Below are 17,772 nucleotides of genomic sequence, written 5' to 3'. Positions count from 1 at the left end.
AACGCACGCCGCCATTGCAACGTGCGTAATGACTGTCATCCCAGCATAACTCGCCACGTCCCTGTGGCGCACTCCACGGTCACACACACGTAGGATCAGACACGGCCCGCGAGGAAAAGGTTCAAAGCGGAAATGTGAAGACGCGGACATTCCGTTCATGACCGCGCCAGGCCACGGCGGATACCAGGCCATCGCCCAGGGGGAGCGGCTGAACACGCCATCCTGGCGCTGGCCCCACGTCGCCTTCGAAGTGACCGGGCGTGGCGACACCGCCGGGCAGGCTGAACGACACACGGTGCAGGCCGTAGGACAACCCACCCCCATGCGCTTTCAGTACGGCTTCCTTGGCCGTCCATAAGGTGAGGAAGCCACCCAGCTGTTCCGCTTCCGGCAAGGCCACGAGCGCGGCCGTCTCATCCGGCGCAAAGAATCGCTTCGAAAGTTCGAGGGCGCGGGCTCTCGGACGCACCGTTTCCACGTCGACGCCGACTTCGAATCCCGCCTGCCCGCGTCCTACCGCGAGCACGGCGACGTCACCACTGTGCGACCAGTTGAAGCCCAGCGTGTCGAAGGGTGGCGGGAAGCAGGGCTTTCCGCGTTCGCCGCGCTCGATGGGTGGCGCACCGGGGCCCGCATAGGCGGCAAGCAGGCTGGCGAACACCACTTCACCGGCGCCACCGGACCAGCGGGTGCGCCAGATGTGGATTTCGTCGTGATCCAGGACAGGTACGGTGGGCGGGACTTCGCTCATTCGGTGGATCGTGCTTTGAATGAGGGGCTTGGGGCAAGCGGGTTCGTGATTGGATGGTCTGGGGGGCCGTTCAGGAGCATCGCCGACAAGTCGGATCCCACAGGAAGCAGGAGCATCGCCGACAGGGTCGGCTCCCGCCCGGTTACCGCCACCTGGTGGGAGCCGACCCTGTCGGCGATGCTCTGCCGGCAACACAACGAACGGATCTGCAACACGCAGCCATCAGCCCCTAGAATGACCCCCGTGCCATACGGGGAGCGCCATTCGTGATCGCAGGCTGGCTGTTGCTGCTGGTGTCGCTGCTCTATGTGGGCCTTCTCTTCGCGATCGCCTATGTGGGAGATCGCCGCCCGCTATATCCACGACAGCCCAAGTTGCGTCCCGTCGTCTACAGTTTGGCGTTGGCGGTGTACTGCTCCTCGTGGACGTTCTATGGCGCGGTCGGTACCGCCGCACGCTCCGGCTTGTCCTACCTTCCGATCTACCTCGGGCCCCTGCTCCTCTTCGTCCTGGGCTTCGGCCTGCTCGAACGGCTGGTGCTCGTGGCCCGCGAGCGAAACATCACCTCGATCGCCGACTTCATCGCCGCGCGATTCGGCAAGTCGCACGGTCTCGCCGCGCTTGTCGCGATCATCGCCGTGGTCGCGATCATTCCGTACATCGCGTTGCAGTTCAAAGCCGTTGCGATGTCGTTCTCCGTGCTGGGCTCGGGCAGTACCGCCTGGTGGTTCGGAGATACCGCGCTGTGGTGTGCCGCCCTGCTCGCCGTGTTCGCCATCCTGTTCGGCACCCGCAACATCGACGCCACGGAACATCACCACGGCATGATGCTGGCCGTGGCGGTGGAATCGCTGGTGAAGCTGCTGGCTTTCGTCGCCATCGGCGTCTATGCCTACCTGCATGGACCAGGCCTCGTCGAGACCATGCGCGCGCCCATGCTCCAGGTGGAGAAAGGCAGCATGCCACCCGGCTTCGTCGCGCAGACCCTGCTCGCCTTCTGCGCGATGTTCTGCCTGCCTAGGCAATTCCAGATCGGCGTCGTCGAGTGCGAAGACCCGCGCGACCTGCGTCGTGCGCGCTGGTTCTTCCCGCTCTACATGATCCTGATCTCGGTAGCCGTGCTGCCGATCGTCAGCGCCGGTCTCCACCTGCCGCAGGTGACGCAGGGCCATGTGGACGCATGGGTGCTGAATCTGCCGATCGCACTCGGCGACAACGGCATGGCCCTGCTCGCCTTCGTCGGAGGGTTCTCCGCCGCCACCGGCATGGTCATCGTGGCCGCCGTCGCGCTGGCGACCATGATCAGCAACGACCTGGTGATGCCTGCCTTGCTGCGCGTGAAGCGCCTCGACCTCGAGCGGCGCGGCGACTTGTCGAACATCGTATTGCTTGTGCGCCGTATCGCCATCGTGGCGCTCGCCGGCCTCGCCTACATGTACTACCGCGTGATCGCGGATGCCGAGAACCTCGCCGCGACGGGCCTGCTGTCGTTTGCGGCGGTGGCGCAGTTCGCACCGGCCATCGTATCGGCGCTGTACTGGCGTGGCGCGAGCCGTGTCGGCGTTTACATCGGCTTGTTGGCGGGTTTCATCGTCTGGGCGTATACCTTGCTGCTTCCCGCGATGACGCGTGCGGGGTGGTTGCACCCCGCATGGATGGACGACGGCCCCTTCGGCATCGGCTGGCTGAAACCGACCGAGCTGTTCCACCTGTCGGGATGGGAGTCCGTCACGCACGGCACGTTCTGGTCGCTGCTGTTCAATGTCGGCTGCCTCATCTTCATCTCGCTGCGTTTCCGCCCGAGCGTGGCCGAGCGCCTGCACGCGGCGCTCTTCGTCGACCCGTTCGTGCGCAGCGCGACCGGCGCCGGCGATTGGCGCGGTCGCGTGACCGTACGCGACCTTGGCACGATCGCTGGCCGCATCGTCGGCGATCGGGTGACCGTGCGCGCATTCAACGAATATGGACAACGTCACGGCGTGACGCTCTCCCCCACCGACTCCGCCGACCGTCCGCTCATCCAGTTCACCGAACGCCTCCTCGCCAGTGCCGTCGGCGCGGCCAGTGCGCGGCGTATCCTCATGGGTGCGCTATCCGGCACGGGCCTGGATATCGCGGAAGCCATGGCTCTCATGGACGAGGCGTCACAGGAACTGCGCTTCAACCGCGAGTTGTTGTCGACGACGCTGGAGAATGTCTCTCAAGGCATCAGCGTGGTCGACGGCGAGATGCGATTGGTTGCGTGGAACCGTCGCTACCTGGAACTGTTCGATTACCCGGAAGGCATGGTCTACGTCGGCCTGCCCGTCGCCGACCTGATCCGCTGGAACGCCGAACATGGCGAGTGCGGTCCCGGTGAGGTGGACGAACACGTGGCCAAGCGTATCCGCTACATGCGCGCCGGCTCGCCACATGTTTTCCAGCGCGTACGGCCGGACGGTACCGTGATCGAAATGCGCGGACGTGCCTTGCCCGGTGGCGGCTTCGTGACGACCTTCACCGATGTCACGGCATACAAATCGGTCGAGCAGGCTTTGATCGATGCGAACGAAACGCTTGAGCAGCGCGTGGATGTGCGTACGGCGGAATTGTCCGAGGCCTTGACCGCGACGGCGATCGCGCGCCGCGAGGCGGAAGCGGCCAATGCGTCGAAAACGCGCTTCCTCGCCGCAGCCAGCCACGACCTTCTCCAACCCCTGAATGCCGCGCGTCTCTTTACTTCCGCGCTTCGGCAACACCCGGGCCTCGACAGCGAAGCGGCCCAACTCGCGGAACGTATCGATGCCTCGTTCCGCGCCGCGGAAGACTTGCTCGATGCCTTGCTCGATGTATCGCGACTCGATGCCGGCAGCTACCGTCCCGAAATCGCGCCCTTCGCGCTAGCCGATCTGTTCGACTCGTTGCGGCAACAGTTCGCCGTGGTCGCCGAGCAGCGTGGGCTGACCTTGCACGTCGTGCCGACGTCGTTGTCGGTACGTAGCGATGCGCAGTTACTGCGACGTATCGTGGCGAACTTCCTTTCCAACGCGTTGCGATACACGCGTGCAGGCGGTGTCGTATTGGGCGTTCGCCGTAACGGCGAGCAGGCACGCATCGAAGTCTGGGACAGCGGCCCCGGCATCGCCGACGAACAGCAAGCGCGGATCTTCGGTGAATTCCAGCGGTTGGAACGCCCTTCGCCCTGGGGCGAAAAAGGTCTCGGCCTGGGACTTTCCATCTGCGATCGTCTCGCCGGCATTCTCGGCCATGCGCTCGGCCTGCGTTCGCGCGTGGGGCATGGCAGTTGCTTCAGTATCTCCGTGCCGCGTACCGAAGCGGTGTTGCGTAAGCGTGCTCCCGCCGTCGTGCGTCCGGGTGGCGGCGAACAGTTGCCACTCACCGTGCTCTGCCTGGACAACGACGAGACCATCCTCGAAGGGATGCGTGCGCTGCTCGGGCGTTGGGGTGTCGATTGTCGCCTCGCCGTCGATGTCGATACGGCGATGGACATTCTTTCCACGACGCATGTCGACCTCATCCTTGCCGACTATCATCTCGGCGATGAGATGGATGGGCTGGAGGCATTGCACCTGCTCGGCACGAAGATCGTGCCGATGCCACCGGCGGCGATGGTCACGGCGGATGGCAGCACGGAACTGAAGCAACGCGCACGCACGCTGGGCTATCCCCTGCTGCATAAACCGGTGCGCCCCGCGGCGCTTCGTGCCTTGCTGGTCGCGCTGGCAAAACGAACCGGCACGCACGCGGCGTGAATCAACCTTCCTGGGAAATGCCCGGGAAGGTTTCCTTCTCCACATCCAGGTGGCTTGCCGCCAGCGCGACCTGGGTACGATTCGAGACGCCCAATTTGCGCATGATCGCCGTCATGTGCGCCTTCACCGTCGCCTCGGACACGCCCAGGTCGTAGGCGATCTGCTTGTTGAGCAAACCTTCCGCGATCATCGTGAGCACGCGGAACTGCTGTGGCGTGAGCGAGGCCACGCGGGCGGCCACGTCGGCTTCATCCGCCTTCAGTTCCACGCTGCCACCGACCAACTGGTGCGGCAACCACACGTCGCCATCGAGGACGGCGCGCACCGCCTCGACGATCTGTTCCACCGCCGCCGATTTCGGGATGTACGCGGATGCGCCGTGCGCAAGCGCGCGCCGGGCGATCTGCCCTTCCTCGTGGCCGGACACGACGATCGTCGGCAAGCCCGGATACTGCCCGCGAATATGCGCGAGCGCCGAGTAACCCCGGGCTCCCGGCATGTGCAGATCCATCAACAGCAGGTCCGCATCGGGCAGGGATTCGATCAGGGCGAACAGCGCGGGCACACTGTCGGCGGTGTGCACGGTGGCGTCCGGCAGCGCCGCCAGCACCGCACGCTGCAAGGCGTCGCGAAACAGCGGATGGTCGTCTGCGATCAGGACATCGGACATGGGCTATTTGATCAACCGTTCTTCCACGAGGTTCTTCACCACGCCCGGATCCGCCAGCGTGGACACATCGCCCAGTTGATCGGGCTGGTTTTCCGCGATCTTGCGCAGGATGCGGCGCATGATCTTGCCCGATCGCGTCTTCGGCAGGCCCGGTGCCCATTGCAGGTGATCGGGCGCCGCGATGGGACCGATCTCCTTGCGCACGCCGGCGATCAATTCCTTGACCAGCTCGTCGCTGCCCGTTTCACCCGCATTGAGGGTGACGAAGGCATAGATGCCCTGGCCCTTGATGTCGTGCGGGCAACCGACCACCGCCGCCTCCGCCACTTTCGGATGCGCCACGAGCGCGCTCTCCACCTCGGCGGTACCGATGCGATGGCCGGACACATTGATCACGTCGTCCACACGGCCGGTGATCCAGTAGTAGCCATCCTCGTCGCGGCGTGCGCCGTCGCCGGTGAAGTAATTGCCCGGATAGGTCTTGAAGTAGGTGTCGATGAAGCGCTGGTGATCGCCGTAGACGGTGCGCATCTGTCCCGGCCACGAATCCGTGATCACCAGGTTGCCGCTGCACGCGCCTTCCTGCTGCCGGCCCTCGGCATCGACGATGGCCGGCACGATGCCGAAGAACGGCAGCGTCGCCGAACCCGGTTTCAGGTCGGTCGCGCCGGGGAACGGCGTGATGAGGAAGCCGCCGGTTTCCGTCTGCCACCACGTGTCCACGATCGGGCAGCGCTCTTCACCCACTACTCTGTAATACCAGTTCCACGCCTCGGGGTTGATCGGCTCGCCCACCGTGCCGAGCAGGCGCAGGCTCTTGCGCGAGGTTTTCTTCACGGGTCCGTCGCCCTCGCGCATCAACGCGCGGATGGCGGTGGGCGCGGTGTAGAAGAGCGTGACCTTGTGCTTGTCGACCACCTGCCAGAAGCGGCTGAAGTCCGGATAGTTCGGCACGCCGTCGAACATCACCACGGTGGCGCCATTGGCAAGCGGGCCGTAGACGACGTAACTGTGACCGGTGATCCAGCCCACGTCGGCCGTGCACCAGTAGATGTCGTCCTCACGCAGGTCGAAGGTCAACTCGTGCGTAAGGCTGGTATAGACGAGGTAACCGCCGCTGGTGTGCAGCACGCCCTTGGGCTGGCCAGTGGAACCGGAGGTATAAAGGGTGAAGAGTGGGTCTTCCGCGTTCATTGGCTCATAGGCGCAATCGGCGGACTGCCCTTCCATCAGCGTGTGGTACCAGCGGTCGCGCGGCGATTGCAGGTTGATGGCCCCGCCGGTGCGGCGCACCACGATCACGGTTTCCACGCTGTTGGTGCGCGGCCGGGTCAGCGATTCGTCCACGTTGGCCTTGAGCGGGATCTTCTTGCCGCCGCGGCAGCCCTCGTCGGCCGTGACGATCAGCTTGGCGCCGGAATCGGCGATGCGGCTGGCCAGGGAATCGGGCGAGAAGCCGCCGAACACCACCGAATGCACCGCGCCGATGCGCGCGCAAGCGAGCATCGCCACGGCCGCCTCGGGGATCATCGGAAGGTAGATCACCACGCGGTCGCCCTTGGTCACGCCCAGGTTCTTCAGCGTGTTGGCGAACTTGCATACCTCGGCGTGCAACTCCCGATAGGTGATGCTGCGCGATTCGCCCGGATCGTCGCCTTCGAAAATGATGGCCGTCTTGTCGCCGCGCCGGTCGAGGTGGCGGTCGAGGCAGTTGGCTGAGACGTTGAGCTGGCCGTCCTCGTACCAGCGGATATGCAGGTCGGCCGGGTCGAACGACACGTCCTTGATCTTCGTCGGCGGCACGATCCAGTCCAGCCGTTCGCTCATCTCCTTCCAGAAGCCTTCGGGGTCCTGGATGGAACGCGCGTACATGCGCTCATAGTCGCCCTTGCGGACGCGCGCCTGGGCGGCGAAGGCGGGATCGACCGGATGGATGTCGGACATGCTTGCTCCTGGAGACGAGGGTACGTGGGGCTATGCCCGAAGTTTAGCCTCGCGGCGCAACATAAAGCTGCGACACCGCTACGACTTTGGTCGAGGTTCGACCTTTGGCGAATGGCACCCCACCCGGGTGTGTCACATGCTCGGCTCGCCAATGGTTGGGGAGACCATGATGAAGACGATCCGTTCCGGTGGCCGCAAGGCCATCGCCCTGAGTGTGGCCTGTGCCCTCATGCTGCCCATGGCGGCGGTACCGGACACGGCCCATGCCCAGTCCAAATCGAAGAAGACGTCGAGCCGCGAAGCGGAACTCGAGTCCAGGGTGAACCAGCTCGAGCAACAGCTCGCCGAGCTGAAGGCCATGATCCAGGAACAAAAGGCAGCCACCACGCAGGCCACGGCCACGGCGCAAGCCGCGCAGACGCAGGCCCAGCAGACCGACGACAAGGTCGCCAAGGTCGAGAAGACCGTGGCCGCGGTACCGGCCAAGCCCACGTTCACCTCGGCACCCGGCGTATCCGTGGCGCTGCATGGCTTCATCAACGCCAACGCGTTCACCCAGAGCAAGGGATACACCTTCGGCAACGGTGCCAACGCCGAATACCCGATTCCCGGCCAGGGTGGCCGCGTGAACGATTCGCTCAGCGGCGTTGACATCCGCAATACGCGCTTCTGGCTCGATTTCACCGGCGCCAAGTTCACCGAGAACTGGGGCGGCGGCGGCCGCATCGAAATGGACTTCTTCGGTGGCTTCAACGGCACCGGTCCCTACAGCCAACAGCAGCCGACGCCACGCCTGCGCCAGGCATACATGGACATCACCAACGCGGACACGGGCACCACGTTCCGCGTGGGCCAGATGTGGGACCTCATGTTCCCTCTCGACTATATCCCGCAGTCGCTCTCGCATATCGCCTTCCCGCTGGGCTACGGCACCGGCGTCATCGGTTGGCGCTACCCGGGCGTGATCTGGATGCAGGATCTCAACCATGGCTCGACGGGCACCAAGTGGCGCTTCGATCTCGCCGTGCTCGAAGGCAGCTGGAACGGCCCCGGCCTGACCACGAACTACCTCACGGCGGGCAATGCCGGCTTCAAGCCGCAGGTCGAGGCGCGGATCACGGCGAAGGGCGGCAACTGGCAGGCCTTCGCCGCCGGTCACTACAGCAAGATGGACCTGCACGGCGTGGACGGCACGGTGGTCACGCCGATCAAGAGCAACATCAAGAGCACGGCGTTCGAAGTGGGCGGCATGTGGATGCCGGGCAATTTCATCGTGAAGAGCGCTCTCTACACGGGTAACGCCATCGGCCAGATCTTCGGCGACCTGTCGCAGTTCGGCGACATCAAGGACAAGGGCGGCTATCTCCAGGTGGGCTACAAGTTCACCCCGAACTGGAGCGTCTACGGCTTCGCCTCGGCCAGCAAGCCCGACGAGGGCGACGTGCTGCGCTGGCGCGCGCCGAACACGGCCGGTTTGCTGAAGAACCGCCAGCAAGCGCTCAGCCTGCAATACACCGCCGGTTCGTACGACCTCAGCGTGGAATGGATCCATTCCAATCTCGATTCGACCACGACCAATGGCCTCGGCCGGCAAAAGACGTCGGCGAACGAGTTCACCCTCAACGGCAACTACCGGTTCTGATTGGAGACCGATATGGCGACTACCGCAGGCGGCCTTCGAGCCGACGGCACGATTGGAACCAGCCACAAGCGCGTGATCTTCGCGTCCAGCCTCGGCACGGTCTTCGAGTGGTATGACTTCTACCTCTATGGATCGCTCGCCGCGATCATCGGCAAGCAGTTCTTCACCGGCCTGAACGAGACCAGCCAGTTCATCTTCGCGCTGCTCGCCTTCGCCGCCGGTTTCGCGGTGCGCCCGTTCGGCGCGATCGTGTTCGGTCGCGTGGGCGACCTGATCGGACGCAAGTACACGTTCCTCATCACCATCGTCATCATGGGTACCTCGACCTTCCTGGTCGGCGTGCTACCCGGGTATTCGACGATGGGTGTCCTCGCGCCCGTCCTGCTCATCCTGCTGCGATTGCTGCAAGGCCTGGCGCTCGGCGGCGAATACGGTGGCGCGGCGACCTATGTCGCGGAGCATGCGCCACAGGGCAAGCGTGGCCTGTACACCAGCTTCATCCAGATCACCGCGACCTTCGGCTTGTTCCTGTCGCTGCTGGTGATCCTCGGTACGCGTCTCGGCCTGGGTACCGAGCAGTTCGAAGCCTGGGGCTGGCGCATCCCGTTCCTGATCTCGGCGGTGCTGGTCGGCGTGTCGGTGTACATCCGGTTGCAGTTGCAAGAGTCGCCGGTGTTCAAGCAGATGAAGGCGGAGGGCAAGCAGTCGAAGGCACCGCTCACGGAAGCCTTCGGCCAATGGAAGAACCTGAAGCTGGTGATCTTCGCCCTGCTCGGTGCCACGGCCGGCCAGGCGGTGGTCTGGTACACGGGCCAGTTCTATTCGCTGTACTTCCTGACCCAGAGCCTGAAGATCGACGGCACCACGGCGAACCTGTTGATCGCCGCCGCGCTACTCATCGGTACGCCATTCTTCGTGTTCTTTGGCTGGCTGTCCGACAAGATCGGCCGCAAGACCATCGTGCTGGCCGGTTGCCTCATCGCCGCGCTGACGATGTTCCCGATCTTCAAGGGCCTTACCCACTTCGGCAATCCCGCCGTGGAAGCCGCGGCCGCCTCGGCGCCGGTGGTGGTCACCGCCGATCCGAACGCATGCACGTTCCAGTTCGATCCCGTCGGCAAGAAGACCTTCACCAGCTCGTGCGACGTCGCCAAGAGCGTGCTGGCCAAGAAGGGTATTCCGTATACAAACGCCGAGGCGCCGGCAGGCACGCTGGCCACGGTGAAGATCGGCGACGACGTGATCGAGTCGTTCGAAGGCACGGGCCTCGACAAGGCGGCGTTCATCGCGCAGAGCAAGGAATTCACCGCGAAGGTGGCGGCGCAGGTCAAGGCCGCCGGCTATCCGGAAAAGGCCGACCCGGCGCAATCCAACTACCCGATGCTGGTGTTGCTGCTGGCGATCCTTGTGCTCTACGTGACGATGGTCTACGGCCCGATCGCCGCGTGGCTGGTGGAGATGTTCCCGACGCGCATCCGCTACACCTCGATGAGTCTGCCGTACCACATCGGCAATGGCTGGTTCGGCGGCTTCGTACCGACCATCGGCTTCATGCTGGTGGCCTGGAAGGGCGACATCTACTACGGGCTCTGGTACCCGGTGGCCGTGGCGTTGATGACCTTCATCGTCGGGTTGTTCTTCGTCCGCGAAACGAAGGATATCCCGCTGGAGCATTGAGCCACGCGATATCGCGGGTGATGCAAGCCGGCGGCCGCGAGGCCGCCGGCTTTGATCCCACAACAGCATCGAGTAGACAGGGCTGGAATAGACCTTGTGGGAGCCGACCTTGTCGGCGATCCCGCGGCAGCGGGCGAGGTTACGGCGAGCACCCATCGCCGCTGAAGCGGCTCCCACAACAGCATCGAGTAGACAGGGCTGGAATGGACCTTGTGGGAGCCGACCTTGTCGGCGATCCCGCGGCAGCGGGCCAGGGTGAGGCAAGCGCCCGCAGCGGGCCAGATCGAGGCAAGCACCCATCGCCGACAGGGTCGGCTCCCACCATGGCATGTGAAGCTGCCGCAGGTCACGGCGTCTTTATCGGCCACGTCGTACGTTGACGTCATGAGCCTCGATCCCTTCGACATCTTCTTTCGCCTGGCCACCGCCGCCGTCCTGAGCGGCATCATCGGCCTCAACCGCGGAAGGCTGGAATGGACGGCCGGGCTGCGCACGCACATGCTCGTCGGCGTGGGCGCCGCGCTGGCGATCGTGGTGTCCGCCTTCGGTTTCGCGGACGTCATCAACGCGCCGCACGTGGTGCTGGACCCTTCGCGTATCGCCGCCCAGGTCATCAGTGGCGTCGGATTCCTCGGCGCCGGCACGATCCTGTTCGTGGAACGCGACCAGATCGTGCGCGGCCTCACGACGGCCGCGAGCTTGTGGGCCGTGGCATCGGTGGGGCTCGCCGCCGGTAGCGGCCTCTATGCGGCAGCCGTCATGGCCACCGCGATCATCTGGGTGATCCTCGCCTTGCTGAAACCGGTGGAGCGTCGCTTCACGGGGAGGAAGGGTCGAAGGCCGCGCCTCGTTGCGAGGCTGACCGGCACGAACGCATTGGCCGCGTGTGAAACGGCGCTCGCCGAACAGCACCTGCCGTTTACCAAGACCGTGCTGCGTCGCGAAGAAGATGGCGACGACGTTGTCACCATCTTCTTCGCCAAACCCGTCCGCCATGACCAGCTTGCGGCGCTGGCCGATGCGTTGCGCCAGGTGGACGGGCTCAAGTCGGTGAGTTACGACTCACCGGATCTCGCGAAGCGCTAGCGTGCCTGGCTCAGTCGCCCTTCGCAGCCTTCTCGATCAGGCTGGCCACGTCCTTCGGGTGCGAGATCATCACGACGTGTGAAGCGCCCTTCACCACCACGGTCTTCTTCGACTTCGCACGCTCGGCCATGAAGGCCATCGACGCAGGCGGAATGTTCTTGTCGGCGTCGCCGTAGATGTGCCACGACGGGATGTGCTTCCACGCTGCCGCGGTCTCGGCTTCGTTCAATGCCGAGGCGGTGATCGGGCGCTGCTCGGCGGCCATCACGGTGGCCTGCTTGACCGGGACGTCGCCGGCGAACTGCGCCGGGAACTTGTCCTGCTGCACGTAGAGATCCTTGTCTCCATTGGATAGGTCGACCGGCGGCGCCAGGGCGGGGCCGAGCGTGCTGCCGGGGAACTTGCCCGAGAGGCCAGCGGCGGTTTCACCCACTTCCGGCGAGAACGCGGAAACGTAGACCAGGGCCTTCACGTTGTCCTGCCCCTCGGCTGCCTCGGTGATCACCGAGCCACCGTAGGAATGGCCGACCAGCACGACCGGTGTCTTGATGCCCTTCACGACATCGGCGATATACGCGGCGTCGGACTTCACGCTACGCAGCGGATTCGCCGCGGCGACCACGGTGTAGCCATCCTTGTGCAGCTGTTCGACGACGCCGTTCCAGCTGGAGGCATCGGCGAAGGCGCCATGCACGAGGACGACGGTGGGCTTGTCGGCGGCGAAGGCCGCCGGGCTGGCGGCCAGGGTAGCCAGCATGGCGATACGGAGGAGCGAGCGATGCAACATGGGTGGATCTCCTTTGGGGACGGACATCGCGGCACGTCGGCCGGCGATGGGCGTCGATTGGAGCACCCGCCCACGACGGTTTTCTTGTCGCATTCACGCTCGCCCTTGGCCCTGTCGTCGCCGTATCGCGTTATTTGAGACGGAGAGGTCGTACATTTGTACGATGTCAGACCCGATCCCCATGATTCGCCAGCACAAGGGCCGCGGCGCCGCCTCGAATCCGGAAGGCCGCTTCGAATCCACGCGCTTCCAGGCCGAGGACGACGGCTGGCACCGCGAAGACGACGAAAGCCGCCCCGCCACCGAAGTGCGCGAGGAACTGGCGCGCAGCGTCATCACGCGGAACGACTCCCCGGACGTCGGTTTCGACCAGGCGACCAATCCTTACCGTGGCTGTGAGCATGGCTGCATCTATTGCTATGCGCGCCCCTCGCACGCCTACCTCAACCTTTCGCCCGGTCTCGACTTCGAGACCAAGCTGTTCGCCAAGACCAATCTGGAGGAGATCCTCCGCGCGGAACTGTCCAAGCGGAGTTACGTATGCAAGCCGATCAACATCGGTAGCAACACCGATCCCTACCAGCCGATCGAGAAGAAATGGCGCCTCACGCGCGCCGCGCTGGCGTTGCTCAACGAGTGCAATCACCCCTGCACCATCGTCACGAAGAACGCGCTGATCGAGCGCGACCTCGACCTCCTCGTGCCGATGGCGGAGCGCAAGCTGGTGCAGGTGTTCCTCTCGATCAATTCGCTGGACAACAAGCTGGCGTCGAAGCTGGAGCCGCGTGCGAGTGCGCCGCATCGGCGGATGAAGGCGGTGGAGACGTTGGCGAACGCGGGTGTTCCCGTGGGGGTGCTTGTTGCGCCGATCATCCCGGCGCTCAACGAGCGCGACCTGGAGGCGATCATCGAACAGGCGGGCGCGGCCGGGGCGAATTCGATCGGGTATACGTGCGTGCGCTTGCCGCATGAGCTCAAGCAGCTGTTCCGGGAGTGGTTGGAGTTGCATTACCCGGATCGCGCGGCGCACATCATCAGCCTGATCCAGCAGATGAATGGCGGGAAGGATTACGACTCGAACTTCGCGACGCGTATGCGTGGGCAGGGGGTGTTCGCGGACATTATTCGCAAGCGGGTGCAGGTGGCGATGCGGAAGGCTGGGTTGGATCGGGCTTGGGATACGGTGTTGGATACGTCAGGGTTCGTGCCTCCGCGGATTGTGTCGCCACAGGGTGAGCTCTTCTGAAATTGTCCTAATCGTGACGTGCAAAGCCAGCAGCCGTTTGAGTTACCCCCTTTTGTACCGTAGTCCATTAATTGAAACCCGCGCTGGTTTGTCAGTTGTGATACCGTCCGTCCACGCTGGCAGGGGACCGGCATATAAAAATGGGCAGTTATGGACCGACGAGCTTACGGCATTTGCTTGGCAGCGAAATGCCTTGCATTGGTGACAATCTTCCTTACTGGTCAAGTCACCGCGCAATCAAGAACGGTCACCTACTATTACAGTGACCAGCTAGGATCTCGCCTCCTATGAAAATTGATGCTGCCCGGCGCAGCTTTTTCGTTGAAGACGAGGGTGCGCTCGACGGTTTCGCCCGACCAAACTGGCGCGGTGCAGTGCTGTATAGAGATAAATACGACTGGCACGCGATGCCAAGATCCCTTTGGAATGCCTTGCGAGAAGCGAATGGAGATTCGGCGTGGTTTATAAGTGGATACGGCTTGGTCGGTGAATCGCTACCAGAACCGATATGCTTTCCATTCGACTGGGACTCATTCCTCACTCTCCCCAACAATCCCGGCCTCGAACCTGCCGAGTGGGTTGCATATAACGCCTCGCAAACTATCGCGATACTCGCAGAGTATGATGTGACCGTCGTCGGTGCTGCACAACAGGTTGCTGACGATATCGATAGAGCGCTCAAGGCCTACGGAACTAGCCTGCGACAGCTCACGAGGGACGATTTCTCGATATCCGACCGACTAGAAAGCTTTATTAAATCCGTTGTGAAATAACCTCTAGTCTCGACCATCCTCCATATCCAGCGTGGGTTGCTCTGCAGCTGTCCCCGGATGGCACGCTCTACCGCAGGGGCCGTTGGTCTCATGAGGGGGTAACTAAGCCCCGGGACAACCATACGGGCTCTGAAGGCCAGAATGCGTCAACTGAGGGATGATTTCCGATATCCGACCGAGTGGAAGGCTTTATCAATTCCGTTATGAGATAGCCCGCCGCGAGGTAGCAAGCAGCATCTGCCCAAGAATGATTTCATGGTCATGAAAAAGTACTCAGCCGGTTTATGATGAGTAGCTGACGCAACGTTCGTATGCGTCTCTCACCACTCACCGCGAGTCCTTCATGCACCCAATCATTCCTGCTGGTTCGCCGGCTACCACTACCCGCAAGTTCTTTCGCCCTGTCGTAGCCCTGACGATGGCGCTCGCAGCAGGCACAGCTGGTGCACAACAGACGGTTTCCGATCAAGTTCCACCACCGCAGGACTCGCCCTATGTCGGAACGGTAGCGATCCACGTCGACGCCAACGACACCATGCAGGGCATCTTCCGCGTCCATGAAACCATTCCGGTGAAAGCAGGCGCGTTGACCCTGCTATACCCGCAGTGGATTCCCGGCGATCACTCGCCGACCGGCCCGATCGCGATGCTCGCCGGCCTCAAGCTCAGCGCCAATGGCAAGCCACTCGCGTGGAAGCGCGACGAGTACAACGTCTACGCGTTCCACGTGGATGTGCCCGCGGGTGTCTCTACCGTCGAAGCGGAATTCCAGTATCTGTCGGAGCGCGAGGATAGCGCGGACTTCGAGATCACCGACCGCATGATGGCCATGGAATGGAGCAAGGTGGCGCTATACCCTGCAGGCTACTATTCGCGTGGCATCACCTTCGCGCCCAGCCTGACGTTGCCGCACGGCTGGCAGCTCGGTACCGCACTGGAAACGGCTTCGAAGTCGGGTGACACCACGACCTTCAAACCGGTGACATTGGAGAACCTGATCGACTCGCCAGTCTATGCGGGCCAGTACTTCAAGCGTGTCGCGCTCAACCCGGGCGACAAGGCTCCAGTGTACCTGGACGTCGTCGCCGACGAGCCGAAATACCTCGAGATGACGCCTGAGCAGGTCGCGGTGCATCGCGCGCTGGTAACACAGGCGGTGAAGCTATTCGGATCGCATCATTACGATCACTACGATTTCCTGTTCTCGCTATCGGATCAATTGGCTGGCAACGGTACGGAACACCACCAGTCCAGCGAAGACGGCCTGGGTGCCGACTACTTCACCGCCTGGAAGGAGGCAGCGTCAGAACGCGACCTGTTGGCTCATGAATACACGCATTCGTGGAACGGCAAGTTCCGTCGCCCAGCTGACTTGTGGACACCCAACTTCAACGTACCGATGGGCGATTCGCTCCTGTGGGTCTACGAAGGGCAGACGCAGTATTGGGGCTTCGTACTGACCGCGCGCGCCGGCATGTGGACACCACAACAGTTTCGCGACGGGTTGGCCATGGTAGCGGCCAACTACGAGCGCAACCGCGAAGGTTTCCAGTGGCGAACCCTCGAAGACACCACGAACGATCCGACTGTCGCCAGGCGCTCGGCCCTGCCATACCGAAGCTGGCAGATGAGTGAGGATTACTACAGCGGGGGCCAGCTGATGTGGCTGGCCGTCGATGCCAAGCTGCGCAACCTGACGCACGACAAACAGTCGCTCGACGATTTCGCGCGCGCGTTCTTCGGCGTCGACAACGGTAGCTATGTGCCCAGGACCTACACGTTCGACGACGTGGTGGCAGCCTTGAACGGTGTCGCCAAGTACGATTGGGCAAGCTTCCTGAACGCGCACGTCAATACGCTGAATCCGCCACTTCAGGACGGCCTCGCGGCCACGGGCTGGAAGCTGGTCTACGACGAGAAAGAAAGCGAGTACGAGAAGCAGGCGGACGGGCGGCCCGAATCCTCTCGCCACCTACTCAACTTCACGTGGTCGATCGGCCTGACGATGACCGACAGCGGCAAGGTCAACGACGTGCGCTGGGACGGTCCTGCGTTCAAGGCTGGCGTCAGCACCGGCGCCACCGTGGTCGCCGTCGACGGCAACACCTATTCCAAGGACGCCCTGGCCAGCGCGATTACCGCCGCCAAGGACAGCAAGACACCCATCGCGCTGACGGTGAAGTATCAGGGCCGCTACCGTACGATCCCGGTGGACTATCACGGCGGTCTGCAATACCCGCATCTGGTGCGTATCGAGGGTACTCCCGATTACCTGAGCGAGATCATCGCCGCGCGCAAGTAATATTGAGTGATGCCTTCAAGACGAATTTTGCGTGCCATCAAACGGAGTGCGAACGGATGGGCTTCAGAGAATCCCGGGAATCAACGCCTTCGTACGTCTCTTGTATGCGGCGTACGTCTCACCGAATGTTTCCCCAAGCATCCGCTCCTCCATCCGTAGCTTCCGCCAGAACGACGCGAAAAGTATCAAGATGGCGACTATCCCACGGATGTCGCCCTCCTTCGCCGCGGTTCCGATGAACGCGATCAGGATACCGGTGTAGATGGGATGGCGAATGTATCGATACGGACCAGCCTCCACAAGTTCGTGGTCGTGCTTTATCTGGACGACGCTGCTCCAGTTGCGCCCCAAGAGTACGCGCGACCAAATGGCCAGGCCCACCCCCACGACAACGATGACCAGCGAAACAGCGAACACGGGCACCGTATGCGGCACGATGCCCTCGCGCAACCAGGTGTGACCGAACCAGTCGCCCGGCCCGAGTAAGCCGAACGCCACCACCAGCGGTATCCAATAGAGCAGCATTCGGGTATGCCACGGCTCGCCCCGCGTGGCACTCTTGTTACCCCTCGAACTCCATATCCACCAGGCCAACAAGACCCACCAAGCGGCGCTGATACCTTGTTTCAGCCAATCTTCCGTCGACACGGTTCGTTCTCCTTGTTCTCAGGTCATCCTAGGGGTAGACGGGCGACGCCCGCCCCTGCCGAAAGGCCTCGTCATGATTGGCGCGACTGGGGTTTCCGCACGCATCTCATAGCCTGCCTGTCTGGAACGGATTTCGATGGTGGCGACGTTGTCGAGCCGATGACCGTGTTGCACGTATAGCTTGAGATTCGTGGAACTGTTATTCGCACAAGTGCAGTGAGTTTCATTATTTACACTCACTCCAAAAGCACGCAGACCGGGAGCCAGTATGTATCGTGCCGTATCGATGCCGATGCTTTCGAGGCGAGCGCCGCCGTCTTCGACAGCCGCGTCTTCGTGCGCATGTGCCACGACCGTGTGTTGGTCCGGGTCAAGGACGATGACATCGAGATCGCGCATGAATTTGGAGTCGTCGTTGGATTTCTGGCCGCTCTTCTCCTCTCCCGCGGTCCGTATGTTCAAAGCAAATTCCCCTGTACTACCACCTGGAAGCC

Annotated in this window: 13 protein-coding genes; 7 read left to right on the top strand and 6 right to left on the bottom strand. The window is 63.0% G+C overall.

All coding sequences use genetic code 11. The features are described 5' to 3' along the window. Positions 1 to 121: 121 nt before the first annotated feature. Entirely contained in the window at positions 122 to 751 is a 630-nt protein-coding gene (locus tag ACR9Y6_RS15115; protein WP_481282027.1) for a 4'-phosphopantetheinyl transferase family protein, read from the bottom strand. A 266-nt stretch (positions 752 to 1,017) separates the two neighbouring features. On the opposite strand from ACR9Y6_RS15115, the gene ACR9Y6_RS15110 reads away from it, so the two are divergent. After that, positions 1,018 to 4,503 (top strand): hybrid sensor histidine kinase/response regulator, encoded by a 3,486-nt coding sequence (locus tag ACR9Y6_RS15110; protein WP_481282026.1) that lies wholly within the window; start codon positions 1,018 to 1,020, stop codon positions 4,501 to 4,503. Position 4,504: 1 nt separating this feature from the next. On the opposite strand, the gene ACR9Y6_RS15105 is transcribed toward ACR9Y6_RS15110, so the two are convergent. Both ACR9Y6_RS15105 and acs read right to left on the bottom strand, forming a co-directional pair. After that, the gene (locus ACR9Y6_RS15105; RefSeq protein WP_481282025.1) at positions 4,505 to 5,173 is read right to left on the bottom strand and encodes a response regulator transcription factor; all 669 of its coding nucleotides are present in this window, start codon (positions 5,171 to 5,173) and stop codon (positions 4,505 to 4,507) included. Between the two features lie 3 nt (positions 5,174 to 5,176). Then, positions 5,177 to 7,117, bottom strand: a complete 1,941-nt coding sequence (gene acs, locus ACR9Y6_RS15100) for an acetate--CoA ligase (RefSeq protein ID WP_481282024.1) — start codon at positions 7,115 to 7,117, stop codon at positions 5,177 to 5,179. Between the two features lie 169 nt (positions 7,118 to 7,286). Between acs and ACR9Y6_RS15095 the strand changes: the two genes are divergently transcribed. The 3 genes from ACR9Y6_RS15095 (at position 7,287) to ACR9Y6_RS15085 (ending at position 11,522) form a co-directional block, all read left to right on the top strand. Then, entirely contained in the window at positions 7,287 to 8,759 is a 1,473-nt protein-coding gene (locus ACR9Y6_RS15095) for a hypothetical protein (RefSeq protein WP_481282023.1), read from the top strand. A gap of 12 nt (positions 8,760 to 8,771) precedes the next feature. Continuing rightward, the gene (locus ACR9Y6_RS15090) at positions 8,772 to 10,436 is read left to right on the top strand and encodes an MFS transporter (RefSeq protein WP_481282022.1); all 1,665 of its coding nucleotides are present in this window, start codon (positions 8,772 to 8,774) and stop codon (positions 10,434 to 10,436) included. A 384-nt stretch (positions 10,437 to 10,820) separates the two neighbouring features. After that, positions 10,821 to 11,522: an MgtC/SapB family protein gene (locus tag ACR9Y6_RS15085; protein WP_481282021.1), complete on the top strand. Its 702-nt coding sequence runs from the start codon at positions 10,821 to 10,823 to the stop codon at positions 11,520 to 11,522. 10 nt (positions 11,523 to 11,532) lie between these two features. Here the strand turns inward: ACR9Y6_RS15085 and ACR9Y6_RS15080 are convergent, their stop codons facing one another. After that, positions 11,533 to 12,309 (bottom strand): alpha/beta fold hydrolase, encoded by a 777-nt coding sequence (locus tag ACR9Y6_RS15080; RefSeq protein WP_481282020.1) that lies wholly within the window; start codon positions 12,307 to 12,309, stop codon positions 11,533 to 11,535. A gap of 181 nt (positions 12,310 to 12,490) precedes the next feature. Here ACR9Y6_RS15080 and ACR9Y6_RS15075 point away from each other — a divergent pair, with 181 nt between their 5' ends. The 3 genes from ACR9Y6_RS15075 to ACR9Y6_RS15065 all read left to right on the top strand — a co-directional run bounded on the left by ACR9Y6_RS15075 (position 12,491) and on the right by ACR9Y6_RS15065 (position 16,630). Continuing rightward, positions 12,491 to 13,555 (top strand): PA0069 family radical SAM protein, encoded by a 1,065-nt coding sequence (locus ACR9Y6_RS15075; protein ID WP_481282019.1) that lies wholly within the window; start codon positions 12,491 to 12,493, stop codon positions 13,553 to 13,555. Positions 13,556 to 13,842: 287 nt separating this feature from the next. Continuing rightward, the gene (locus ACR9Y6_RS15070) at positions 13,843 to 14,328 is read left to right on the top strand and encodes a hypothetical protein (protein WP_481282018.1); all 486 of its coding nucleotides are present in this window, start codon (positions 13,843 to 13,845) and stop codon (positions 14,326 to 14,328) included. A 418-nt stretch (positions 14,329 to 14,746) separates the two neighbouring features. Next, a complete protein-coding gene (locus tag ACR9Y6_RS15065) occupies positions 14,747 to 16,630 on the top strand; it encodes a M61 family metallopeptidase (RefSeq protein WP_481282017.1) in 1,884 nt (627 codons plus the stop codon). A 63-nt stretch (positions 16,631 to 16,693) separates the two neighbouring features. Here the strand turns inward: ACR9Y6_RS15065 and ACR9Y6_RS15060 are convergent, their stop codons facing one another. Next, the gene (locus tag ACR9Y6_RS15060) at positions 16,694 to 17,278 is read right to left on the bottom strand and encodes a methyltransferase family protein (RefSeq protein ID WP_481282016.1); all 585 of its coding nucleotides are present in this window, start codon (positions 17,276 to 17,278) and stop codon (positions 16,694 to 16,696) included. Between the two features lie 18 nt (positions 17,279 to 17,296). After that, positions 17,297 to 17,677: a PA3715 family protein gene (locus ACR9Y6_RS15055; protein ID WP_481282015.1), complete on the bottom strand. Its 381-nt coding sequence runs from the start codon at positions 17,675 to 17,677 to the stop codon at positions 17,297 to 17,299. Positions 17,678 to 17,772: the final 95 nt, after the last annotated feature.

The sequence above is a fragment of the Luteibacter sp. TLI7-4A genome (genome assembly GCF_056754745.1).
Note: the sequence above shows the minus strand (reverse complement) of the source record. Positions and strands in the feature narration are given on the sequence as shown.

Coding starts and splice junctions, on each gene's coding strand:
- ACR9Y6_RS15090 (WP_481282022.1), top strand. CDS start 8,772: ATGGCGACTACCGCAGGCGGCCTTCGAGCCGACGGCACGATTGGAACC.
- ACR9Y6_RS15105 (WP_481282025.1), bottom strand. CDS start 5,173: ATGTCCGATGTCCTGATCGCAGACGACCATCCGCTGTTTCGCGACGCC.
- ACR9Y6_RS15070 (WP_481282018.1), top strand. CDS start 13,843: ATGAAAATTGATGCTGCCCGGCGCAGCTTTTTCGTTGAAGACGAGGGT.
- acs (WP_481282024.1), bottom strand. CDS start 7,117: ATGTCCGACATCCATCCGGTCGATCCCGCCTTCGCCGCCCAGGCGCGC.
- ACR9Y6_RS15075 (WP_481282019.1), top strand. CDS start 12,491: ATGATTCGCCAGCACAAGGGCCGCGGCGCCGCCTCGAATCCGGAAGGC.
- ACR9Y6_RS15115 (WP_481282027.1), bottom strand. CDS start 751: ATGAGCGAAGTCCCGCCCACCGTACCTGTCCTGGATCACGACGAAATC.
- ACR9Y6_RS15085 (WP_481282021.1), top strand. CDS start 10,821: ATGAGCCTCGATCCCTTCGACATCTTCTTTCGCCTGGCCACCGCCGCC.
- ACR9Y6_RS15055 (WP_481282015.1), bottom strand. CDS start 17,677: ATGCGCGATCTCGATGTCATCGTCCTTGACCCGGACCAACACACGGTC.
- ACR9Y6_RS15065 (WP_481282017.1), top strand. CDS start 14,747: ATGGCGCTCGCAGCAGGCACAGCTGGTGCACAACAGACGGTTTCCGAT.
- ACR9Y6_RS15095 (WP_481282023.1), top strand. CDS start 7,287: ATGAAGACGATCCGTTCCGGTGGCCGCAAGGCCATCGCCCTGAGTGTG.
- ACR9Y6_RS15080 (WP_481282020.1), bottom strand. CDS start 12,309: ATGTTGCATCGCTCGCTCCTCCGTATCGCCATGCTGGCTACCCTGGCC.